Genomic DNA, 21,728 nt, shown 5'->3' with positions numbered 1-21,728 from the left:
ATGCTGCGGCTTTTTCCGAACGAGGCCTTGTCCGAGGCCGGTTGGCCGGGGGAGAGCTGGCGCATGGTCGAGGACCTCGATGCGGCCGGCTGGTCGCTCGACCGGCTGAACGAGGCCTTCTTCTACGCCGACACGATCGCGACCGGCGCGCTGATGATCGTTCAGGGCGGGCGAGTGGTGGCGACGCGCGGCGACGTCACCCATCGCTTCCAGTGCCATTCGATCCGCAAGAGCCTCCTGAGCGCGCTCATCGGCATCCATGCGGAGGAAGGAGCGATCGACCTGTCGCTCACGCTCGAGACGCTCGGCATCGACGACAGGGAGGGCCTCACCGCCGTCGAAAAGCAGGCGACGATCTACGACCTCCTGACCGCCCGCTCCGGCATCTATCACCCCGCCGGCTACGAGACCCCGTGGATGCGCTCGATCAAGCCGGCCCGCCACGCGCATGCGCCGGGCACTTGGTGGTGCTACAGCAACTGGGACTTCAACGCACTGGGCACGATCTTCACGCAGCTGACCGGCCTCGGCATTCACGCCGCTTTTGCCGAACGTATCGCTGGACCCATGGGCTGCGAGGATTTCCGCTTCGACGACGAGCGCCGGGACGGTTGGCTCGTGCCCGACGAAAACTCGCAGCATCCGGCCTATCCCTTCCGTCTGTCGGCGCGCGATCTCGCCCGCTTCGGCCTGCTCTTTCTCCGGGACGGGCGCTGGCGGGCCCGCCAAATCATCCCAGCCGACTGGGTCGCGGCCAGCGTGTTGCCCTACTCGGATGCCGGCACGCGCGGAGCCTATGGCTATATGTGGTGGATCTCCAAGAACGGGACCGGCTTCCCGGGCGTCGTGGTGCCGGAGGGCACCTATAGCGCGCAGGGCACGCGCGGGCACTTCTGCGTCGTCATCCCGCCGCTCGACCTCGTCATCGTCCACCGGGTCGATACCGACCAGAAGGACCGCGAGGTCAACCGTTTCCAGTTCGGGCGGCTGCTGCGGCTGATCCTCAAGGCGCGCCGGGGCCGGGGAGGCGCCACGGCCTGACGGCCGCCCTGCCGTCTTCTCGTCGAGGGAGGGGAAGCCATGGGAAGTGTCATCGAGACCATCGCCGCGTGGAGCGCCGCCGAGCATCGCTTCAGCGATCTCGCCCGCCTCAGGGCCAAGCATGCCATCGCCGACACCATCGCCTGCATGGCGGCGGGCATCGCCGATGCGGCACCGCAGGCGGTGCGCCGCGCTTTCGCCGACGAGATCGCGGCCGGGCCGAGCCTCGTGATGGGCGGCGGGCAAGCCTCGCCAGCGGTCGCGGCGCTCGTCAACGGCACGGCCGCCCACGCCCTCGACTACGACGACAATTTCCGCCCGGGCTCCACGCATGCCTCCGCCGTGCTGGTGCCGGCGCTGCTCGCGGTCGCGCAAGCCGAAAGGGCATCGGGCCGCCGGCTGATCGAGGCCTATCTGGTCGGGTTGGAGGCGCAGGCTGCGGTCGGCAGCGGCGTCAATCGCTCCCACTACACCGCCGGCTGGCACGCGACCTCGACCGTCGGTGCGATCGGCACGGCCGCCGGCGTCGCCGCGCTCCTCGGCCTTGATGCGCCGGGCATCGCGCGCGCCATGAGCCTCGCGGTCAGCATGGCTGCCGGCGTCAAAGGCCAGTTCGGCACGCCGGCAAAGCCGCTCCATGCCGGGCTGGCGGCACGCAACGCGGTGTATGCGGGCAAGCTCGCCGCCGCCGGGATGACCGGCCGGCCCGACATCCTGGAGGCGCCGCAAGGCTTTCTCGAACTCTTCGGCGGCCCGAACCCGAGCGGCTGGGCAGAGCTTACGCTCGGCGCGCCGCACAGCATCGAGAGCGACGGCCTCATGCCCAAGCGCCATCCTTGCTGCGGCTCTGTCCACAATACGGTCGACGCCATCCTCGATCTGCGGGCCCGGCACGGCTTTGCGGCGGATGAGGTCGCCGCCGTGGAGACGCGCGTCGGCATCGCGAATGTCCGCAATCTCGCCTATCCCGATCCGCAGGACGAGATGCAGGCGCGGTTCTCCATGACCTATTGCGTGGCGCTCGCCCTCCTGCAGGACCAGCTGAACCTCAACGACTTCACGCCGGCGGCTGTGGCGCGGCCACAGGTGCGCCGCCTTCTGCCGCTCACCACGATGACCGCCTATTCGGCGGAGGAGGAGCGCGCCGCCGGCGGGCGTCCGCCCCACCGGGTCGCGATACGCCTCCGGGACGGCCGCGTGCTCGAAGGCGAGCGCCGCGAGGCCAAGGGCACCATCGCCGATCCGTTCGACGATGCCGATCGCCGTGCCAAATTCGACGACTGCTGCCGCGCGCTGCTCGCCGCCCCTGTGCGCGATGCGATCTACGAGGCACTCGAGCGGCTCGACGAGGCGCTGGACCTAGCTTTTCTCGCCCCGATCTTTGCCATACCTACCCCTCAGGCTGCGCCCGCTACGGAGAATGTCGCCGTCTCGGCATAATCCTCGGTCGCCGTCCAGAGACGCTCGACGGCCGGACGGCTGCGCGCCCGCGCCCGATAGAGGCGGATCTCGGTGGGCAGGTTCCAGGACGGATCGCCCGCGGGGACGAGCGCACCGTTGCGCAGCTCGTCGGCCACCAGGCTTTCCGGAATCCAGGCGATGCCCCGCCCTGCGAGCGCCATAGCCTTGAGCCCTGCCGACATGGCGTTCTCGTAAACGGTGACCAGCGGTAGCGGACGCGCGGCAAAGAGCTTGGCGAGCCCGCGCCCGAAGAAGGAGCTCGATCCGTAGCTCAGATAGCTGATCGGCGGACCATCCTGGCGGATGCGATGGAGCGGCTCGCCGCCTCGATCCGGCACCGAGACTGCAATTGCCGCCTCGGTGCCGAGGCAGCGGTAGACGAAGCGCGCCGCATCGATGTGCAGTTGCACCTGAGGATGCGCATAGGTGAGTAGAAAATCACTCTCGCCGTCGAGCAGCAGGGCGACATTGCCGGCGAGCGACGGCCGCTGATCACCAAAGCGGGTCTTGAAGGGGCCAGAGCGCGCCTCGATCTTCTGCACCCATCCCGGAAAGAAGGTGAGCGACAGCGTGTTCAGCGTCGCGAAGGTCAAGACCTCGGCGCTCACATGGTGCTGCCGGCGGATCTCGCGCCGAGCCTCCGTCAGATCGTGCAGGATCTGCTGCGCCTTGGGCAGGAAGTCGCGCCCCTCCTGCGTGATGCGCACGGGATAGCTCGTGCGGTCGAACAGCGACACCCCGAGCCACGTTTCCAACTGACGAATGCGGCGGCTCAGAGCCGATTGCGTGACGTTTCTTTCATGGGCAGAACGCGAGAAGCTCAAGGTATGGGAGAGACTGAGAAAATCCTCTAGCCACTTCAGCTCCATGGCAGCCTCCTCGTGCAGCGACGACTCGCTAGTGTTGCACGAAAATGCCGAGGCAAGGATCGTGCCGCCTCGACAGCGGGATCCGACCGGCTTGTCGCGAGCGTGGCTGACGTGACAGCTACGGCGATCGATATTTCGGACGTTGCCGCTCGTGATCTGCACGGAGCGTCGACGACCTCGATCGTGTGTCACGGCGATCTTGTGGCCTAGCCGGCGTCTGATGTTTAGTTTGCGACGGCATGCCGGTTGAGGAACTCCGTCGCAGTTGCTTCATCCAGCGGATAGAGGCCGGGCAACTTTCTGCCGACCTCTCCGGCGTCGGGGGGAAGCGGGTCGCGGACTGCGATGGCAGGCGTCTTCTCCCAACGCTCTCCCCATGCCGTGCAATAAACCTAACGTATATCGCACGGTGCTGAGTAGGCGCGCACAAAAACCCCCGCCGAGCGCGTCGAAGGCGCCGCTTACATCAATCTGCTGCCGTTTGTCATCCGATGTTGAAAACGCTTCCAGGGCTGATGGCCGCGGCCTTCATTGCCGTGCTGAAGGTATGCGGTGCCGTATTGAGCGCGGTTTTCCCGTTGTTCCGCGGATGACGAGACGATAGGGCAGCTCAATGGTGGGGCTGATCGGCAGGCCGGCGATGGCGTTGATGAGGTGATCCGCTGCCGCGCGGCCGATTTCGGCAATTGGGATTGCGACGGTGGTCAGGGGCGGATCAAGTTCTGAGGAGATCTCGATGTCGTCGAACCCCGTGATCGAGAGGGAGCCCGGCACGTTGATGCCCATGGCGCGCGCTTCAGCTATGGCGCCAACGGCGAGCGTGTCGGTCGTGCAAACAACGGCCGTGATCTGCGGATGCGCCTCCATAAGTTGACGCAGGCCCATACGGCCGTGAGTAAGCGATTGTGACGCGTTCACAACGCGACTTCGCGGAAAGCGAATCCCCTGATCGGCAAGCGCCTTGAGCACGCCGTCGAGACGGGCGCGGGAGCGATCGTTTGACGCGGGAATATTAGCGATAACGCCGAACTCGCGATGGCCGAGGCTAAGGAGATATTGAGTCATATCGCAAGTCGCGGCAGCGTTGTCGATGCCAATGGCGGGAAGCCCACGCTTCGAACGGGCAACATAGGTAATCACCACGGGCACATCATACTGTCTGATGAGCTCATGAACCTTGGGCGACGAGGCGTCACCGACGAGCACGATGGCATCGACGCCGCGCTCGAGAAGCGTGCGAACTTCTTGCAGCTCCTTCCGAGGATCGTATTGCGAATTGGCTAAGAGCAACATGTAGCCGTGCTCGCTCAGACGGTTCTGAAGCGCTTCGATTCCCTCGGCAAAGATGCTGATTCCGAGAGTCGGAACCACGGCGCCGACCGTATGGCTGCGGCGCGTCGCGAGCGCGCGCGCCGCTCCGTCAGGCGTGTAGGAGAGTTCCGCGACCGCCCGCGCCACTTTATCGCGCAGCTCCGGGCGAACGATGCTCGGATGGTTGAGAACGCGCGAGACCGTCGATAGCGATACGCCAGCGCGCTTTGCCACGTCCTGGATCTTGCTCCTCTGTTTTGCCGGAAGCATTTCGTCGTTTTTAGGAGTTTTCACCATGTTCCACTTACTCGCTGCGAGCGGCAGTGCGCCACTATGCCGGAGTGCAGCTTAGTCGGTCCATCAGCCTTGACAGCGTGATAAAACACTCTCTATCCTGAAAGCGCTTTCAACAGCAATGCCCAGCATAAGGGCTCAACAACAACATCGCGGGAGTGAAGCGTGGACCACCTAGAGGGCATCCGCATCCTCAGCTTCAACCATTTTCTCATGGGGCCGGTGGGCATTCAGTTCCTGGCCGACCTCGGCGCTGACGTTATCGCCGTTGAGCCGCCAGACGGGGCCTTCCAGCGCAAATGGGGCGGGGCGAACAAGGCCGTCGATGGCCAGACCATGCTGCTGCTCGCAGGCAACCGCAATAAGCGCAGCCTGACGCTAGACCTCAAGACGCCTGAAGGCATTGCCATCGCGCGCAAGCTTATCACCACAGCCGACGTGATAGCGGAGAACTTCCGCCCGGGCGTGATGGACAAGCTGGACCTCGGTTATGAGGCCATCCGCGCCATCAAGCCCGATATCGTCTATGCCTCGGCTTCGGGCTATGGCCCGGATGGGCCCTATGCCAAGAATCCGGGGCAGGATCTCATTATCCAGGCGATCTCAGGTCTTGCCACCATCACCGGCAGCCGCGAGCAAGGGCCCCGCGCCGTCGGCGTCTCGGCGGTGGATCATCACGGCGCGGCGCTGTTTGCCGCCGGGATTCTCGCCGCTCTCTTGCGACGCGAACGCACGGGCCGCGGCGGTCGCGTCGACGTCAGCTTGCTTTCGGCCGCCATCGACCTGCAGCTCGAATCCTTCACCTGCTATCTGAACGGTGCTCGCCCAGAGGATGTACGCCAGCCCGGACCGATCGCGGGCTGGTACTACGGCGCGCCTTACGGCATCTACGCCACCCAGGACAATTTCATCGCCATCTCGCTCGGTTCGCTCGACGCGCTCCACGCCGCCCTCGAAGTCCCCGCCGAGGAGCGTGTGCCGGAGACCGATGCCTATACCCGTCGAGATGAAGCCGCCCGCGCCATCGCCAGAGCGGTCGCCCGGCGCACGACCGCCGAGTGGGGCGCCATCTTTGGCCGCGCGGGAATCTGGCACGCCCCGGTGCGCGACTATCCCGAGGTGGTGGAGGACCCGCAAGTCCGCCACAACGTCAGCTTCCAGACAGTCCCTGGGGCGACCGGCGCGCCGATCACGCTCGTGAGTCATCCGATCCGCTACGACGGCCGGGTGCCGGAGGTTCGCCTTCCACCCCAGCCTCTCGGCGCACAATCGGCAGAGATCCTCCGGGAGCTCGGCTACGACGAGAGGGCTTTCGAGGCGCTTGTCGACGCGGGTGTGGTCGCCCCGCTTTCTATCGCCGAGCCTGCAGAAACGTGAAGCGGTGGCGGGCGGACCGGCCAGGTCGACGCCCGTCCGGTGAATCTAAACAAGAGGGAGGAAGAGAATGAAACCGAAAGCATTGACCTGCCTTTGGGCAGGTTTGGGGCTCGCAGGGGTAGCGGCTGCCATGGCACCCCGGCCAGCGGAGGCCGCGACGGATGTCAATATCTGCTACATGAACCATCCGGTCCAGATCGCCAGTCTCGCGATTCTGGAAAAATGGGCGAAGAAGCAGGACGTGAACCTGGTCAAGACGCCCATCTCTTACAGTATTTACCTGCCAAAGATTTCACAGATGCTGGCTTCCGGCGCCGCCGGACAATGCGACATCATCTGGCACAATGACGATTGGGGCCAGGACTGGGCGCAATATCTGGTCCCGACCGACGACATCCCAGAGATCGGGAACGTCGCCGAGGGTCAGCTGATGCCCTTCCTCAATGCGGAAGGCAAGCCGACCACAGTACCGATCGCGACCACCGCCGGCATCATGTTCTACCGCAAGGACCTCGTTCCGGAAAACGAGGTGCCGAAGACGTGGGATGAGCTGGTGAAGGTTTCTCAAAAGCTCCAGGCCGACGGCAAGGTCAAGTGGGGCTATGTCGGCGGCATGTCATTCACCAATACCTTCTTCAGTTTCTGGTGGACGCTCTGGAACAACAATTGTGACATCTACGCGCCGGCTTATGAGCGTGATAATGCCGTTCTCGCCAAAAACGGTTGGAAGCCCATGCTTGCCGACGCCTGTCAAGTACAGACGGCTGAGTTCTGGTGGGATGCGCTGCGTAAATACAAGATCAGCCCGCCCGGTATGACCACCTATTCCCGTGACGAGGCGAACGCCATCTTCCAAGCGGGTGACGCGGCCTTCACCGTGGCCGATTCGACCTTCCTCGGAACCTTCGAGGATCCCAAGAAGTCCCGGCCTGCCGGTCATGTGGGCATGGCGCGCTTCCCGCTCGGCCCCATGTCCAAAGGCCAGCGTAGCTGGATCGACATCTGGGGCTGGTCCATCCCGAAGAGCTCACCGCCGGAGCGGCAGAAAGCCGCCAAGGCCCTGCTTGGTGCCATGATGACCGATTATGAAGGTCAGATCGGCATGTGGAAGGCGACGGGTGGTCCGCCGCCAAACACAAAAACCTGGGCCATCCTGGACAAGGACGATGCCGTCTGGAAGCAGTTAAAGTCGATCCTCTTCGATTCCGAGCACGTCCATGATGCCTACTACTTTCGTAACTGGGCCGTGGTGCATAAGAACTACTCGGATGTCCTTATCCGGGCCATGAACGGATCACGCGAGGATATCCCGAAGGTGCTCGCGGAAGGGGTGCCCTCCATCCAGGGCGGTGCCAGCCGGTGAGAGTCGCAATGGCCAGCCTGATCCGATGGCAGCCGCGCTTCGGTGAGAGGGAGCGCTTCATGCTCCTTCTCGTCGCGCCAGCCGCCCTCGTTCTCCTCTGCTTCGAGGTGGCGCCGATCCTCATCGGCATGAACGCTTCGTTCCGCGATTGGTCGCTGATAGACCCGAAGAAAACCTGGGTGGGCCTGCGTCATTATGCAGAGGTGTTCTCAGACCCGGTCTTCCTCAAGCTCGTTCTGCCGAACACCTTCATCCTAATGGTCTCGTCGGTTATCCTGTCGCTGACTTTCGGACTGGCGTTGGCTCATCTGTTGAAACGCGCGTTCTACGGGCGCGGCGTTGTGCAGACGGTTATTCTGCTGCCCCTGACCATCGCACCGGTGATCACGGCCACCATGATGCGCTGGTCCTTTAACGACCAGTTCGGCGTGATCACGACCTTTCTCAGCTGGCTCGGCGTGCCGCCTGTGGGCTGGCTCTCAGAGCGCTGGCCGAGCTTCACTATCATTATACTGACGGACGTCTGGATCTGGACGCCGTGGTTCACGCTCATCCTGCTGGCTGCGCTGCAGGGGCTGCCGAAGGAGCCCTATGAAGCCGCGCAGATCGATGCCGCCGGCCGCTGGCGCGTCTTCACCCATATCACGCTGCCGCTGCTCCGGCCGGTCATCGGGGTCTGCGTCCTTATCCGGGCCATTGATGCTTTCCGCACCTTCGACCAAGTCTGGGTGCTGACCGGCGGCGGCCCTTCGCGCAGCACAGAGGTCTTCAGCGTCTACGCCTATGTGGAAGCTTTCGTGAACCTCGATTTCGGCCGGGGCGCAGCGGCTGCGGGGGTGGGTGCCGTCATCATGCTGTTCGTGGGGCTTGGGCTGTACGCTCTTGTCAACCGCGCGATGGAGGTCTCGCGATGAGCGCGTCGCTCGCAGTTCCCACCACACCTGCCGAGCGCGCCACTGGCTTCTTCGAATTTCTCGGCGTGGCGGGCCGGCGCATGCTGCTGATCCTGGCCGTTCTTGCGATCGTATGCATCTTCATCGGGCCGGTGGCAATTCTCATCGTCACCTCGCTGCGACCGCCTTACGGGGTCTACTATATCTGGCGCGGCTCCGAGTTCACGATCGACAACTTCATCGAGGTGATAGGCCAGCCTGCCATCATCCATTCGATGTGGAACAGCTTCGTTCTGTCCACCATCGCCACCGTCGTCTCGCTCGGGGTCACGGTCACGAGCGGCTATATGCTGTCGCGCTTCACGGGTCCTATTCAGCGCACCTGGTTCGGTGTCATCTATGTCTTCCGCACGGTGCCCTATATTTCCTGGGTCCTGCCGCTTTATCTCGTCACGACCAGTCTCGGCATCTACGACAGCTATCTCGGCTTGCTGCTGCCGCATGTGGCCGTGCACGTCTGCTTCTTCTCGTGGATCATGAAAGGCTTCTTCGACAGTATCAATCCGTCGATGGAGCATGCGGCACTGATCGACGGCTGCACCCGCTGGGGGGCATTCCGGCGGGTGGCGCTGCCCTCGGCGCTGCCGGGCATCGCCGCGCTTGCCATCTTGTCGTGGCTGTGGACCTGGAACGAGTTTCTCTTCGCCCTGATCCTCACCGCGCAACGCACGCCGGTCATCACCGTCACGATGGCCCAGTTCGTCAGTGAGACGGGCACCGAATGGAACCTCATGAGCGCGACCGCCGTGCTCGCCATGCTGCCTGCGCTCATCGTGACGATCTTCGGCCAGAAATACGTCATCCGCGGCCTGCGCATGTGAGCACGCGACAGGTCAAGGATCACATCGGAAAGGATTCCCTATGGCGGACGTCGTTTTGAAGGACGTCAACAAGCGCTACGGCAGCCTGAGTGTCGTGCGCGACGTCAATCTCGACATTCCGGACGGAGAATTTGTGGTGCTGGTCGGTCCGTCCGGCTGCGGCAAGTCTACGACGCTGCGGATGATTGCCGGGCTCGAAAGCATCAGCGACGGCATCATCCAGATCGGCGCGCGGGTGGTGAATGATTTGCCGCCGAAGGACCGGGACATCGCGATGGTGTTCCAGAACTATGCGCTCTACCAGCACATGACGGTTTACGACAATCTCGCCTTCGGCCTGCGCAACCGCAAGGTGCCGGAGGCAGACATCAAGCGCGAGGTGACCTTCGCCACTGAAATTCTCGGACTTGACCCTCTGCTCTCGCGCAAGCCGAGCCAATTGTCCGGCGGGCAGCAGCAGCGCGTGGCGCTCGGGCGCTGCATCGTGCGCCATCCGCAGATCTTTCTGTTCGACGAGCCGCTGTCGAACCTGGACGCCAAGCTGCGCGCCCAGATGCGCATTGAGCTGAAACGGCTGCGCGAGCGTGTGCCCACTACCTCGATCTATGTGACTCACGACCAGGTGGAGGCGATGACGCTCGGCGACCGTGTTGTGGTGATGAAAGACGGCAGCATCCAGCAGGTGGGCACGCCGCTCGAGATCTATAACCGGCCGGCCAATCGCTTCGTGGCGAGCTTCATGGGCGCGCCGGCGATGAACTTTCTGTCGGTGGACATCGTGCAGGAAGGCGGAAACGTGCGCGCCGTCGCCAAGGAGTTCAGCATCCGCATTCCCGATGCCCAGCAGCGGCTGCTCGACAAGCGGGGACACGGACGCGCGATCCTCGGCATCCGCCCTGAGCACATTCATCTCGGCCCCGCGCGAGCGACCGACGGTATGACCTTCGAGGGCGAGATCGAGGTGACCGAACAGCTCGGCGCCGAGATGATCGTGGGTGCCCGCTCGGCGGATACGCTGATCATGGCCTCGCGCGTGGCGCCGGACACCCGTATCGCACTCCGTGAGAAGGCGCCGTTCTCGATCGATCCCAACGCGCTGCACTTCTTCGACGTCGAGACGGAAGCGGCCATCCGATGAGCGAGGCGCTTGCATTGCTCGAGGAACTGCGCGTTCTGAGCTTCTGCCACAATCTGCAGGAACCGGCGGCGAGCCAATATCACGCCAATATGGGAGCCGATGTGGCCAAGATGGAGCCGCTCGGCGGCTCCCTCGAGCGGCGCTGTGCCGGCCGTGATACCGCCGACGTCTTCTCCGAAAATTCACCTCACGCCAGGTGACATCGCGCGGCTCGCCAAAGATGGGGCGATCCTAACAACAGACAAGGGAAAAACGACATGACGATCATGCATGCGAAGGTCGGGGACTTCGTGACTTTCTCCAAAACCGTCGGCGAAAGCGACGTCTACAACTTCGCAGGTCTTACCGGCGACCTCTCGCAAAACCATGTGGACGAGGCGTTCATGAAGAAGTCGATCTACGGCCAGCGCATCGCGCATGGCGCGCTCCTCATCGGCTTCATGTCCACTGCGTCCACCCGCATGATCGAGCGCAGCCTGGAGAAGGGCATCGACGGCACGCCGGTCTCGCTCGGCTACGACCGCATACGCTTCCTGAAGCCCGTGTTCTTCGGCGATACCATCACCGTCACCTACAGGATCGAGGCCACCGATCCCGATCGCCGGCGCACGACCGCGAAGGTCGAGGTCACGAACCAGAACGGAGAACTGGCGGCAACCGGCCAGCACATCCTCAAATGGACGCGCAATGCGGACGCCGCCGGCGTCGCGGCCGGTTAATCCCTAGAAGAAGAGGTTCAAGCACGTGAACGAGGACCTGTGGCGCCGGGCTGCCGGCGATATGATCGAGCGCGCCGAGGGCACGGCGGAGGCGCTGACCGAAGGCTTCCCCCATTGGGCCGACGGCCGCACCGGCGTGTGGACGACGACACCGGACGGCGATTGGACGGGCGGTGCCTTTCCCGGCATTCTGTGGCTCGCCCATCGGATGACCGGCGAGGAGCGCTTCCGGGATCTCGCGCGGCGGTGGTGCCTGAAGCTTGCGCCGCGCGCGCGCCTGGAGACGGCCTTCAAAGGCTTCGGCTTCTATTACGGCGCGGCGCTCGGCGCGATCCTGGCAGGCGACGATACCGGTAAGCCGCTCGCCCTCGAAGCGGCCCGGTCGCTGCGGGAGCAGTTCGATCCGGCGCTCGGCCTCATTCCCCTGGGCAAGGACGCCGAAGAAGCTGGCGAGGTTGGCCGGGCCTTCAGCAGCATCGACTCGCTGCAGGCCGCGCCGCTGCTGTTCTGGGCCGCGAAAGAAACGGGCGAGACCTCCTACCGCGATTGCGCTGCCCGGCACATGACGCGCGTGCTCGACATCCATCTGCGTCCCGATGGCTCGATCGTCCAGTCGAGCGAGCTCGACGCCCACAGCGGCACCGTGCTGCGGCACTTCACCCATAAGGGCTTCAGCGATAGCAGTGTCTGGGGCCGCGCGCAGGGCTGGGGCATTCTGTATTCCGCCATGGCCTTCGCCGCTTGCCCGGAGGAAGAGCGCTGGCTCGCGCAGAGCATGAAGGCGGCAGACTGGTGGCTCGCCCATGTGCCGACCGACCGCGTCGCCTTCTGGGACTTCGACGACCCCGCCATTCCGGACACCGCGCGCGACACCGCGGCAACTGCCATGGTCTGCGCCTCGCTGCTGAAGCTGGCGGAGCTCGCGCCAGAGGCGGCGAGCCGCATCCGTTACCGCGATGCGGCGGAGAAGACCGTGGAGGCGCTCGTCACCAGCTATCTCACACCAACGGCACCGGACGACCACCGCCCGCGCGGCATGCTGGTCGGCGGCTGCTTCAATAAGCGCTCCGACTCCCGTCCGCACGATGTGGCGCTCAACGCCGAGCTCATCTTCGGCTCCTACTTCTTGTTCGAGGCGCTACAGGTGCTCACGGGCACCGTCAAGGCGACCGAGGTCTGACCGCGATGGCGGATAGTCCGACCCTTATCGCCACGTCCCGGCCGGCTCCTGGCGTCCTCCTCGTCCGGCTCGACCGTCCCGCCCGGCGCAATGCGCTCAGCGGCGCATTGCTGCGGCAGCTCGCGGCCGTCATCGTCGATGCGGAGACGGATCCCGACGTTCGCTGCCTCGTGCTTACCGGCGACGAGCGCGCCTTTTCCGCAGGTGCCGACATCAAGGAAATGCAGGCGCGCGGCTTCGCTGCCATCAGCGAGCATGCCCGTCAGGACGCCTGGCGCACCATCGAGCGCTGCCAGAAGCCGCTGGTCGCCGCCATTCGCGGCATCTGCTTCGGCGGAGGTCTCGAGCTCGCCATGCTGGCTGACATCATGATTGCCGCCGAGGACGCCGTGCTGGCACAGCCGGAGATCATTCTCGGGATCATCCCGGGCGACGGCGGGACGCAGCGTCTCACGCGAGTCATCGGCAAGTCGCTCGCCATGAAGATGATCCTGACCGGCGAGCCCATCTCGGCGCGCGAGGCGCAGCAGGCCGGCCTGGTGGCGGAAGTCCTCCCGGCGGAGGCGGTGGTCAATAGAGCGCTGGCGCTCGCGGAGGTGATCGCCACCCGCGCCCCGGTCGCGGCGCGGCTCGCTAAGGAGGCGGTGCTCGCGGCCTATGAAACGACGCTCGCCGCCGGCCTCGATACCGAGCGGCGCGCGATTCGGCTCGCCTTCACCACCGAGGATCAGAAGGAAGGCATGGTCGCCTTCGCTGAGAAACGGCCGGCTCGTTTCCAGGGGCGCTGAGCCCATCGAGGGCAAGAGGGAAGTCTGCACGCCATAGGCTTGGGGCCGAGCGGGCTATGGACGGCTGCCTCGTGCCCGGCCAATCGGTGATGCTGGCCGTTGCAGCGCCGGCGAGCGGGCGCTTCACCGGCGGGGGCGTACAGATGAGGTTGCAATCGAGCTTCCCGGAAGGAGGCGACGTCGGCTCTTACATCAGGGACAGGCCGTCGTCGGACCACATTCCCAGCTTGCTGCGCGCCGCGCTGCCCGAGAACGCCACCGTCGTTGCACTGAATATGTCAGCGGGCGAGGCGGGTTTGGCGGCGGCTTTGCGGTCGGGACGGCAACAGATCTTCGTTTGCGATGCCGAGTGTTCCGAGGATGTCCATGCATGGGCTCGCTCGGGCGTACACGCCGGCATCAAAGTGTTCGCAGGCACCTCGGAATTTGCATCTGCGGTAGCGGGCGTCTTAGCCGAAGCGACCACCCGCATCTGCACGAGCCCTCGGTGCCATCGTCATGCCCGAGGAAACCCGGCCCATGCCGGGCAATAGCCGGTTGTGTCACATATGCGAGAACAGCAGACGGCCCGCCACGGGCACATCGGCCGCGAGCACGGTACCGCTGTCCGATTCCGTGATGAACAGCGTCCTGCGGTCGTGGCCGCCGAAGGCAACGTTGGTGACGGCGAGATCCTCGCAGGAGACGATGCGCGCGACCGGCTCGCCGAGCCGGTCGAAGAGCCAGACCGCGCCTAGCCCGACATGGGCGATGGCGAGTCCGCCGGTTTCGTCGAGGGCCATGCCGTCCGGCCCGCCGCCCCCCGAGAGATTAATATAGGCGGCGACCTTGGTGGTCGTGCCGTCGGTATGCAGCGGCAGCTTCCAGATCTGGTTGGCGCGGGTCACCGCAACGAAGAGCGCCTTCTCGTCGCGCGAGAGGACGACGCCATTGGGGCTCGGCACCTTGTCGATCAGGCAATCGACTTGGCCGTCGGTCCGCAGCCGGTAGACCCGGCCGGTCGGGTCTTGCAGTCCGGTCTGGCCCTGATCGGTGAAATAGAGGTCGCCGTTGCTCGCGAAGGCCAGGTCGTTCGTGCCCTTGAAGCCTTCGCGCCGCACCGTCTCCAGCACGGGCGTGACGGCGCCGCTAGCCGGATCAAGCTGCAGGATGCCGCGCCGATGGTCGGCGATGAAGATGCGGCCGTCCTCGTGGATGGCGAGACCGTTCGGCCAGCCCTCATATTCCGTGATCACGCTCCAGTCGCCTTCGGGCGACACCCGTAGGATCCGCCCATAGGGAATGTCGACCAGATAGAGATTGCCGGCGCGGTCGAAAGCCGGGCCTTCGAGGAAGGAGTGCAGGTGGTCGTTGCCCTTGCCGAAAGCCCAGGCCGAAGCCTTGCCTTTGACGCGCAAATGCTCGGGAAGGCGGGCAAAGACGCGGGTCTCGATCCGTTGCGGTGCCTGAAACAGCAAGGGTTTCCTCCGTGATGGGGCGTTACCGCGCGTGGCCCGGCGGCAGCTGACCGAGCACATAATCGGTGCTGACGTCCCCGGCAAAGATCGAGCGGCCGCAGATGACGACTGTCCCGTCGCCGGTGTAATGCGCATTGGTGCGTACGATCAGCGGCGCGCCCTCGGACAACTCCAGCTTCTTGGCGACCGCGGCCGTCGCGACTTCCGCGGTAACCGAGACCATGATGGTCGGAATGCGCTCGCCGACGATCTCGCCCACGAAATTATGGGCCGAGCGGCTCGCCAACATCTCGCCCGTGACGCGTTCGCCGACCGCGCGCGGCATATAGCGGATCTCGAGACAGACCGGGCGGTTCTCGATGATGCGCAGGCGTTCGAGCTTGAAGACCTGGGTACCGGGCGGAATGCCGAGCTTTTCAGCGATTGCTTTGGGCGGCGACACGAGCTCGAGCGTCGGCGAGCGATAGGTGACGACACGGCCTGCTTGCGCCACCTGCTCCTCGAAGGACAGCGAGTAGCGCGAATCGATTGGCGAATGCACGACGGCACGCTCGGCGACAAAACTGCCGCGGCCGATATGGCGGACGATGAGCCCCTCGAAGACGAGCTGGTCGAGGGCGTGGCGCACGGTCGAGCGGGTCGTGCCGTATTCGCGGGCGAGTTCCGCCTCCGACCAGATCCGGTCGCCGGCCGCCATGCCGCCGTCGGCGATCGCTGCCCGGATGCGATCCTGGATACGGATGTAGAGCGGCGTGAATCGGTCGCCGAGGCCGTGACGGGGGGAAGCTTTGAGGGTTGACACGCCGTCACCTGATTTGCTTAAGATGACTAGACAACTAGACAAACTGCATCGATTTTTCAAGCAGTCAAAGCGGCGCCGAACCGCTTGTCCCGAGGAAATGCCGGCGAGGAAAGTCTTGAGTTCGCAAGCGCTTGATGCCAATTCGAATTCCAGGGGAGCAAGCGCGGCCGCCCCGGGCAGCAGGTTGAGCGCGCGATTGTTGAGCGATACGCGCTGGCTTTCCCTGGCCTCGGTCATCATCGGCCTCGGCCTCTGGCAGTGGGGCGCGAGCCATGTCTCCGGTCTGCTGTTGCCCGCGCCGACGGAGGTCCTGGCCAAGTTCCTCGATCCGGCTTGGCTGGCGCGCCTCATGCGCGCGCTCGGCCAATCGCTCGTTCAGCTCGGCGTCGGCTTCGGGCTCACTTTGATCGTGGCGGTGCCGCTCGGCATTGTCATCGGCCGCTCGCCCATCCTGCGCCGCATGTTTGGGCCGGTCGTCACGGCGATCTATGCCATCCCGCCGGTCGCTTTCGTGCCTTTCCTAATCGTCTGGTTCGGTCTTTTCTTCGAAGGGCGTGTCGCGCTCGTCTTCCTCATGAGCGTCTTCGACGTGCTCGTCGTAATGATCGCCGGCGCACGCGACGTGCGCCGGCCGCTGATCGACGTCGGGCGCTCGTTCGGCGCCTCGCACGGCCAGCAGCTCCGGCTGATCGTGCTGCCGGCGCTCCTGCCGTTCTTCGTCGCGGCGCTTCGGGTCGGATCCGCGCGCGCCATCAACGGCATGATCACGGCCGAGCTCTTCTTCGCGGCCGTCAATCTCGGCGGCCTGATGAAGCGCGCGACGCAGGACTTCGACAGCGCCGCCGTGCTGTCGATCGTGGTGTTGATCTGCCTTCTCGGTCTCATCGCACAGTCGCTGATCGTGATGCTCGAACGCCGGCTGCTGCGCTGGCATGTGAGGACATGACGACCATGGACAAGCTCAGGACCGTCGGCCTCGGCCTTATCGGTATCGCGCTATTCCTCGCGGCCTGGGAGATCGCTGGCCGGTCACTCGGCTCGGCGCTGCTCGCCCCGCCGTCGGTGGTGGCGGTCGACTATCTCTCGCTGCTGCAGCAGGGCGAGATGCTGCGCGAACTTGCAGGCTCGCTTCGTCAAATGGCGATCGGCTTCGTCGCGGCTTGTCTGGTCGGCATGCCGCTTGGCGTCGCCATGGGCCGCTCGACAGTCGTCGATGCCATCGCACGGCCGTGGGTCAGCATGTTCGTCGTCACCTCGACGGCAGCGCTCATTCCGCTGTTCATCCTCATTCTCGGCACAGGCCTGATGCTGCGGGTCACAATCGTATTCCTGGCCTCGGTCTGGTATATCGTGCTCACCGCCTACAACGGCGCGCGCGGCGTGAACCCGATGCAGCTCGCCGTGGCGCGTTCCTTCGGTGCCAATACCTTCCAGATCTTCTGGAAGGTCACGTTGCCGGCGATCTATCCCTACCTTCTCACCGGCGCCCGCATCGGCCTCGTGCACGCGATCCGTGCCATGGTGCTCGCCGAGATGTTCGTCATCATCGGCTATGGTGGGCTCATCCATCGCTCTGGCCTGCTGGTCGAGACCGGACCGGTGCTCGGGCTCCTCATCACGCTGATGATCGTCAGCTTGTTCCTCAACTGGCTCCTCGGGGAGGCGGGCCGGCGGCTCGCGCCCTGGTACGAGCAGCAACGGGTGACCGCATGAGCCTCGCTGAGACCATGGGCGATCCGCGCGCCGGGCGCTCGCCCGCGACGACGAAGCTCGATATCCGCAACATCACGAAATACTATCGCAGCGGCGGCGAGCGGCTGACCGTGCTGGAGGACTTCTCCCTCGCGGTCGCCGAGCTCGAGTTCCTCGTGCTGCTTGGGCCGTCCGGCTGCGGAAAGTCCACACTGCTGCGGATCATCGACGGCATCGAGACCTGCGACGAGGGCGAGATCATCCTCGACGGCAAGAACGTCACGAACACCACTGGTGCCGGCCGCGGCATGGTGTTCCAGAGCTTCGAGCTCTTCCCGTGGCGGACCGTTCTCGACAATGTCGCCTTCGGCCTGGAAGTCTCCGGCACGAGCAAGGCCGAGCGGCACGCAAGGGCGCGCGAATACGTCAATCTGGTCGGTCTCTCAGCCTTCGAGAAATCCTATCCGCACGAACTCTCCGGCGGCATGCAGCAGCGCGTCGGCATCGCCCGCGCGCTCGCCATCAAGCCTTCCGTGCTGCTGATGGACGAGCCCTATGGGGCGCTCGACGTGCAGACCCGGGACCTTTTGCAGGACGAACTCCTTGAGATCTGGGATCGAGAGCGCAAGACCGTAATCTTCGTGACCCACTCGATCGAAGAGGCGCTCTATCTCGCCGACCGCATCGTCGTGATGTCGCCGCGCCCGGGGCGCATCGAGCAGATCATCGATGTGCCCTTCGCGCGGCCGCGGCGCGAAGCCGTCAAGAGCACGCCCGAATTCCTCAACCTGCGCCGCGAGATCTGGCAGGGGCTGAAGAAGGGAGCGCAGGTGTGAGAGACGAGGATTTAGATCGCGTCTATATCGAGGCGGACCGGCTGCGCCGATTCGTAACCGGCTTATTCGCCGCCGCGGGACTTCCGCAGGAAGGTGCGGCGACGGTCGCTGACTGCCTCGTGCGTGCCAATCTGCGCGGCACCGATACGCATGGCGTCTTCCGCGCGGCGACCTATCTGCGCCGCCTGCGCGAAGGTCTGAACAAGCCCGATCCGAACATCACCATCCGCCCGGTGGCGGTCGCGGCCTCCCACGTCGACGGCGACAATGGCATGGGCGCGGTCGTCGGCCGGCGCGCGATGAGGGAGGCTATCCGGCTCGCGCAGGAGCACGGCACCGGTCTCGTCTCCGTCTGCCACTCCAACCACTACGGCATGGCCGCTTACTATGTGCTGCAGGCCTTGGAGGCGGGGCTGGTTGGCATCGCCTTCACCAATGCCTCGCCGGCCTTCCCGCCCTGGGGCGGGCGCAAACCTTTCTTCGGCACGAGCCCTATGGCCTTCGCGGTGCCGACCGGCAGCCAGCCCGCCTTCGTGCTCGACATGGCGATGAGCGTGCTGGCGCGCGGCAATGTCTATGTGGCAGCTGAGGCCGGGCGGCAGATCCCGCCAGGCCTTGCCCTGGACAGGGAAGGGCGGCCGACGACGGACCCGCAGGCCCTGATCGACGGCGGCTCCATGCTGCCCTTCGGCGGGGTCAAAGGCGCTGCGCTCTCCATGCTCATGGACATCCTGGCGGGCGTCTATTCAGGCGCGGCCTTCGGCGGCGAGGTCGGCAATCCGCACAAGAGTTTCGACCGACCGCAGAATGTCGGTCATCTCTTCCTCTGCCTGCGCACTGATCTCTTCATGCCGGCCGAGAGCTTCCGGGCGCGCATGGACGAGTTGATCCTGCGGATGAAGTCCGAGCCGCGGGCGGCCGGTGTCGACGAGATCCTGGTGCCGGGCGAGCGCGAGGCGCGGCGCGAACGGGAGCGCCTCGCCACTGGCATCCCGCTCTCGGCCGATGTGCACGCTGCACTCGATGCCGAGGCCGCGCGCTATGGGCTCGATCCTCTCATGGTCAGTCCGGCGCCGTTGGCCTGAGATCGACGATACGCGAACAAGCAAGCCGTGAACGAGAAGACGGGAGGAACAAAGATATGAGAACGACGCGAAGACAGCTATTCCAACTCGCCGCCGGAGCTGGCGCCGGCCTGGCGCTCCCCTACGGCTCGGGTGCCTTCGCGCAAGCCGGGCGTCAGCTCAAGCTGGAGATCCAGGGCTTCAGCTTGGCGATCCACATTCCCGAAGTCATTGCGCTGCGGGAGGGATTGCGCGAACTCGGCTATGCCGAGCCGAAGATCGACCGCATCGAGTCCATGCAGGTCATCACCCAATCGATCGTCGCAGGCTCTGCCGAAGCCGGTGATGCCGACGTCGTTTCGGCGATGCGCGCGAGCGAGGTCGGCGCCAATGTCAAGCTGATCGGCTTGGTCTACAACAGCACGAGCCAAGTGTTCGTGGTCAATGCCGACATGATCAAGTCCTACGCCGACTTCAAGGAGCAGAGCAACGCAATCGCTTTGAACTCGCGCGGCGACTTCATCTATGTGCTGCTCAGCGGCGTGCTGGCGCAGAACGGCGTCGACATCGATGATACAACCATCGTCGAGATCGGCGGCTCCGGCTCGCGCATGCGCGCGCTCCTCGGCGGCCGCGTCGCCGCCGTTCCCGTCCACTTCGACCAGGCGGCTTCGATTGTTAAACAGGGCAACTACAAGGTGCTGATAGAGCCTTGGAAGACCTACAAGCATTGGCTGTCGGAGGCCTGGCTCGTCCCCGGCGCTTGGGCGGACGACAAGAATAATGAACGCGCCGCCATCGACCTGAACAAGGCGATGATCAAATCGTTCCGGCAGGCCAATGCAGACTACGAATATTTCGCCCGCGGTTTCCGCAAATACGCCACCGTTCCGAAGGCTGCCGACGTGACCGACTCCGAACTCAAGCCGGTCTGGGAAAAGCTTTCGAAAGAGATCAACGCCTGGCCGAACGACGGCGGCTTCAAGCGTGAGTACTTCAAGGAGCTTTTGCCCGTCTATCGCAAAGCGGGGGCGATCAAGGGCGAGCCCGATCTCAACCGCTTTATCGAGACCCGCTTCGTCGATCAGGCGTTGCAGGAACTGGGCTGACGCTCGGTCTCGCATGTGCTGTGGCGGCCGTTGGGCGGCCACCGCACCGGGACGCTGTGCAAAGAACAGGTGCAAGATGACTGAAGTCAGAGTGTTGTCGGCATCCGGGCAGATCGGCTCGGGCTTTCTGGAGTCCTCCTTCGCGCGCGGCATTTCGCTCGAGCCTCACGTCATCGCCTGTGACGGCGGATCGACCGATGCCGGACCGTCGCATCTCGGCAGCGGCAAGCCGCATTTCTCGCGCGAGGGCACGAAACGTGATCTCAGGCTGATGCTGCTCGGCCGCAACAAGCTCGACGTGCCGCTCATCGTCGGCTCCTGCGGCTTCGGCGGCGGCGACGACGGCCTCGACTGGATGCGCGACATCGCGCTGGAAATCGCGAGAGAGGAAGGGCTCAAGTTCAGGCTGGCCCTCGTGCGCTCCGAGCAGGACAAGGGCTATCTCAAGCGCCGCCTGCGCGAGGGGCGCATCAAGCCGCTCAAGCCGGCGCCGCCGATCAGCGATGAGGTGATCGACAGGAGCACGCATATCGTCGGCATGATGGGGCAGGAGCCGCTGGCGGCTGCCGTCGAGCAGGGCGCGCAGGTGATCCTCGCCGGACGCGCCTCGGACACTTCCTTGTTCTCGACCGTGCCCGTGATGAAAGGCGCAGACGCAGGGGCTGCCTGGCATGCGGCCAAGATCCTCGAATGCGGCACGGCCTGTGTGGTCCAGCGCAAGCGGCCCGACAGCATCATGGCCTGGATCCGCGACGATCATTTCGACATCGAGCCGATGGACATGGAGGTGCGCTGCACCCCGCAAAGCGTTGCCTCGCACACGCTCTACGAAAATGCGGACCCCTTCCTCATCACCGAGCCGAACGGCACGATCGATACCCTGGAGGCGCATTACGAGGCGCTGAACGATCGTGCCGTGCGCGTCTCCGGCTCGCAATTCCGCCCGGCGAACCGCGTCACCATCAAGCTGGAGGGGGCGGAACTCGCCGGCTATCAGGCGCTCATCATCGGCGGCGTGCGCGAGCCTTTCATCCTGCGCCAGCTCGACAGCTGGCTCGAAGGCATGCAGGAGAAATTCTTCGCGCGGGTGCAGGAGATGTTCGGCGGCCGCCTCGGCCGGGACGACTACGACATCCACGTCCGCGTCTATGGCCGCGACGGCGTGATGGGCAAGCTCGAGCCTTTGGCCCACCAGATCGGCCACGAGGTCGGCCTCGTCTTCACCATCACAACGGCCGACGAGGCGATCACGGATTCGATCGCCAAGACCTTCGCGCATTTCGCGGTACATTATCCGATCCCCGAATGGCGCGGCCTCATCACGGGCATCGCCTATCCGATGGCGCCGACGCATGTGAATCGCGGGCCGGTCTACCGCTTCAGCCTCAATCACGTCGTGGAGCCGGATGATCCGTTGGAGATGTTCCGCACCGAATTTCTGGAGGTTTGAGCG

General features: G+C 64.8%; 22 protein-coding genes. 18 read left to right on the top strand and 4 right to left on the bottom strand.

The window, feature by feature from the left end; translation table 11 throughout:
* Both ACFQU1_RS08495 and ACFQU1_RS08490 read left to right on the top strand, forming a co-directional pair.
* Nucleotides 1–1,041 (top strand): serine hydrolase domain-containing protein, encoded by a 1,041-nt coding sequence (locus tag ACFQU1_RS08495; RefSeq protein WP_378131291.1) that lies wholly within the window; start codon nt 1–3, stop codon nt 1,039–1,041.
* A gap of 39 nt (nt 1,042–1,080) precedes the next feature.
* Nucleotides 1,081–2,481: an MmgE/PrpD family protein gene (locus tag ACFQU1_RS08490; RefSeq protein ID WP_378131289.1), complete on the top strand. Its 1,401-nt coding sequence runs from the start codon at nt 1,081–1,083 to the stop codon at nt 2,479–2,481.
* Here ACFQU1_RS08490 and ACFQU1_RS08485 read toward each other — a convergent pair.
* Together ACFQU1_RS08485 and ACFQU1_RS08480 are read right to left on the bottom strand one after the other, a co-directional pair.
* Nucleotides 2,439–3,371 (bottom strand): LysR family transcriptional regulator, encoded by a 933-nt coding sequence (locus tag ACFQU1_RS08485; RefSeq protein ID WP_378131287.1) that lies wholly within the window; start codon nt 3,369–3,371, stop codon nt 2,439–2,441. The genes ACFQU1_RS08490 and ACFQU1_RS08485 overlap by 43 nt on opposite strands.
* A gap of 528 nt (nt 3,372–3,899) precedes the next feature.
* Entirely contained in the window at nt 3,900–4,979 is a 1,080-nt protein-coding gene (locus tag ACFQU1_RS08480; RefSeq protein WP_378131285.1) for a LacI family DNA-binding transcriptional regulator, read from the bottom strand.
* A gap of 162 nt (nt 4,980–5,141) precedes the next feature.
* Here ACFQU1_RS08480 and ACFQU1_RS08475 point away from each other — a divergent pair, with 162 nt between their 5' ends.
* From ACFQU1_RS08475 to ACFQU1_RS08430, 10 genes are all read left to right on the top strand, one after another.
* Nucleotides 5,142–6,353, top strand: coding sequence for a CaiB/BaiF CoA transferase family protein (locus ACFQU1_RS08475; RefSeq protein WP_378131283.1), 1,212 nt, complete (start codon nt 5,142–5,144; stop codon nt 6,351–6,353).
* Between the two features lie 67 nt (nt 6,354–6,420).
* Nucleotides 6,421–7,716 carry an ABC transporter substrate-binding protein gene (locus ACFQU1_RS08470; RefSeq protein ID WP_378131281.1) on the top strand — a complete coding sequence of 432 codons (1,296 nt, stop codon included), beginning with the start codon at nt 6,421–6,423 and terminating at the stop codon, nt 7,714–7,716.
* A 59-nt stretch (nt 7,717–7,775) separates the two neighbouring features.
* A complete protein-coding gene (locus ACFQU1_RS08465) occupies nt 7,776–8,630 on the top strand; it encodes a carbohydrate ABC transporter permease (protein ID WP_378131279.1) in 855 nt (284 codons plus the stop codon).
* Nucleotides 8,627–9,490 carry a carbohydrate ABC transporter permease gene (locus tag ACFQU1_RS08460; protein WP_378131277.1) on the top strand — a complete coding sequence of 288 codons (864 nt, stop codon included), beginning with the start codon at nt 8,627–8,629 and terminating at the stop codon, nt 9,488–9,490. The genes ACFQU1_RS08465 and ACFQU1_RS08460 overlap by 4 nt, the downstream gene beginning before the upstream one ends.
* A 40-nt stretch (nt 9,491–9,530) precedes the next feature.
* The gene (locus ACFQU1_RS08455; RefSeq protein ID WP_378131275.1) at nt 9,531–10,628 is read left to right on the top strand and encodes an ABC transporter ATP-binding protein; all 1,098 of its coding nucleotides are present in this window, start codon (nt 9,531–9,533) and stop codon (nt 10,626–10,628) included.
* Complete coding sequence (locus tag ACFQU1_RS08450) at nt 10,625–10,828, top strand: CoA transferase (protein ID WP_378131273.1); 204 nt, start codon at nt 10,625–10,627, stop codon at nt 10,826–10,828. The genes ACFQU1_RS08455 and ACFQU1_RS08450 overlap by 4 nt, the downstream gene beginning before the upstream one ends.
* Before the next feature lie 57 nt (nt 10,829–10,885).
* Nucleotides 10,886–11,347, top strand: a complete 462-nt coding sequence (locus ACFQU1_RS08445) for a MaoC/PaaZ C-terminal domain-containing protein (protein ID WP_378131271.1) — start codon at nt 10,886–10,888, stop codon at nt 11,345–11,347.
* 25 nt (nt 11,348–11,372) lie between these two features.
* A complete protein-coding gene (locus ACFQU1_RS08440) occupies nt 11,373–12,527 on the top strand; it encodes a hypothetical protein (RefSeq protein ID WP_378131269.1) in 1,155 nt (384 codons plus the stop codon).
* Nucleotides 12,528–12,532: 5 nt separating this feature from the next.
* Nucleotides 12,533–13,315 carry an enoyl-CoA hydratase-related protein gene (locus ACFQU1_RS08435; protein WP_378131267.1) on the top strand — a complete coding sequence of 261 codons (783 nt, stop codon included), beginning with the start codon at nt 12,533–12,535 and terminating at the stop codon, nt 13,313–13,315.
* 56 nt (nt 13,316–13,371) lie between these two features.
* Nucleotides 13,372–13,848 (top strand): hypothetical protein, encoded by a 477-nt coding sequence (locus ACFQU1_RS08430; protein WP_378131265.1) that lies wholly within the window; start codon nt 13,372–13,374, stop codon nt 13,846–13,848.
* Between the two features lie 9 nt (nt 13,849–13,857).
* On the opposite strand, the gene ACFQU1_RS08425 is transcribed toward ACFQU1_RS08430, so the two are convergent.
* Both ACFQU1_RS08425 and ACFQU1_RS08420 read right to left on the bottom strand, forming a co-directional pair.
* Nucleotides 13,858–14,769 (bottom strand): SMP-30/gluconolactonase/LRE family protein, encoded by a 912-nt coding sequence (locus tag ACFQU1_RS08425; protein ID WP_378131634.1) that lies wholly within the window; start codon nt 14,767–14,769, stop codon nt 13,858–13,860.
* A 25-nt stretch (nt 14,770–14,794) separates the two neighbouring features.
* Nucleotides 14,795–15,574, bottom strand: a complete 780-nt coding sequence (locus ACFQU1_RS08420; RefSeq protein WP_378131263.1) for a GntR family transcriptional regulator — start codon at nt 15,572–15,574, stop codon at nt 14,795–14,797.
* 199 nt (nt 15,575–15,773) lie between these two features.
* Here ACFQU1_RS08420 and ACFQU1_RS08415 point away from each other — a divergent pair, with 199 nt between their 5' ends.
* From ACFQU1_RS08415 to ACFQU1_RS08390, 6 genes are all read left to right on the top strand, one after another.
* Entirely contained in the window at nt 15,774–16,520 is a 747-nt protein-coding gene (locus ACFQU1_RS08415) for an ABC transporter permease (protein WP_378131261.1), read from the top strand.
* A gap of 5 nt (nt 16,521–16,525) precedes the next feature.
* Nucleotides 16,526–17,287 (top strand): ABC transporter permease, encoded by a 762-nt coding sequence (locus ACFQU1_RS08410; protein WP_378131259.1) that lies wholly within the window; start codon nt 16,526–16,528, stop codon nt 17,285–17,287.
* Nucleotides 17,284–18,102: an ABC transporter ATP-binding protein gene (locus ACFQU1_RS08405; protein ID WP_378131257.1), complete on the top strand. Its 819-nt coding sequence runs from the start codon at nt 17,284–17,286 to the stop codon at nt 18,100–18,102. Before ACFQU1_RS08410 ends, ACFQU1_RS08405 begins: the two co-directional genes overlap by 4 nt.
* Nucleotides 18,099–19,187: an Ldh family oxidoreductase gene (locus ACFQU1_RS08400; protein ID WP_378131254.1), complete on the top strand. Its 1,089-nt coding sequence runs from the start codon at nt 18,099–18,101 to the stop codon at nt 19,185–19,187. The genes ACFQU1_RS08405 and ACFQU1_RS08400 overlap by 4 nt, the downstream gene beginning before the upstream one ends.
* Nucleotides 19,188–19,243: 56 nt before the next feature.
* Complete coding sequence (locus ACFQU1_RS08395) at nt 19,244–20,275, top strand: ABC transporter substrate-binding protein (RefSeq protein WP_378131252.1); 1,032 nt, start codon at nt 19,244–19,246, stop codon at nt 20,273–20,275.
* A 76-nt stretch (nt 20,276–20,351) separates the two neighbouring features.
* Complete coding sequence (locus tag ACFQU1_RS08390) at nt 20,352–21,725, top strand: acyclic terpene utilization AtuA family protein (protein WP_378131250.1); 1,374 nt, start codon at nt 20,352–20,354, stop codon at nt 21,723–21,725.
* Nucleotides 21,726–21,728: the final 3 nt, after the last annotated feature.

Origin of the sequence: Chelatococcus sp. GCM10030263 (assembly GCF_042666455.1) — a bacterium.
In the GTDB taxonomy this organism is placed as follows: Bacteria; Pseudomonadota; Alphaproteobacteria; order Rhizobiales; family Beijerinckiaceae; genus Chelatococcus.
This window is presented reverse-complemented; position numbering and strand designations above follow the sequence as displayed.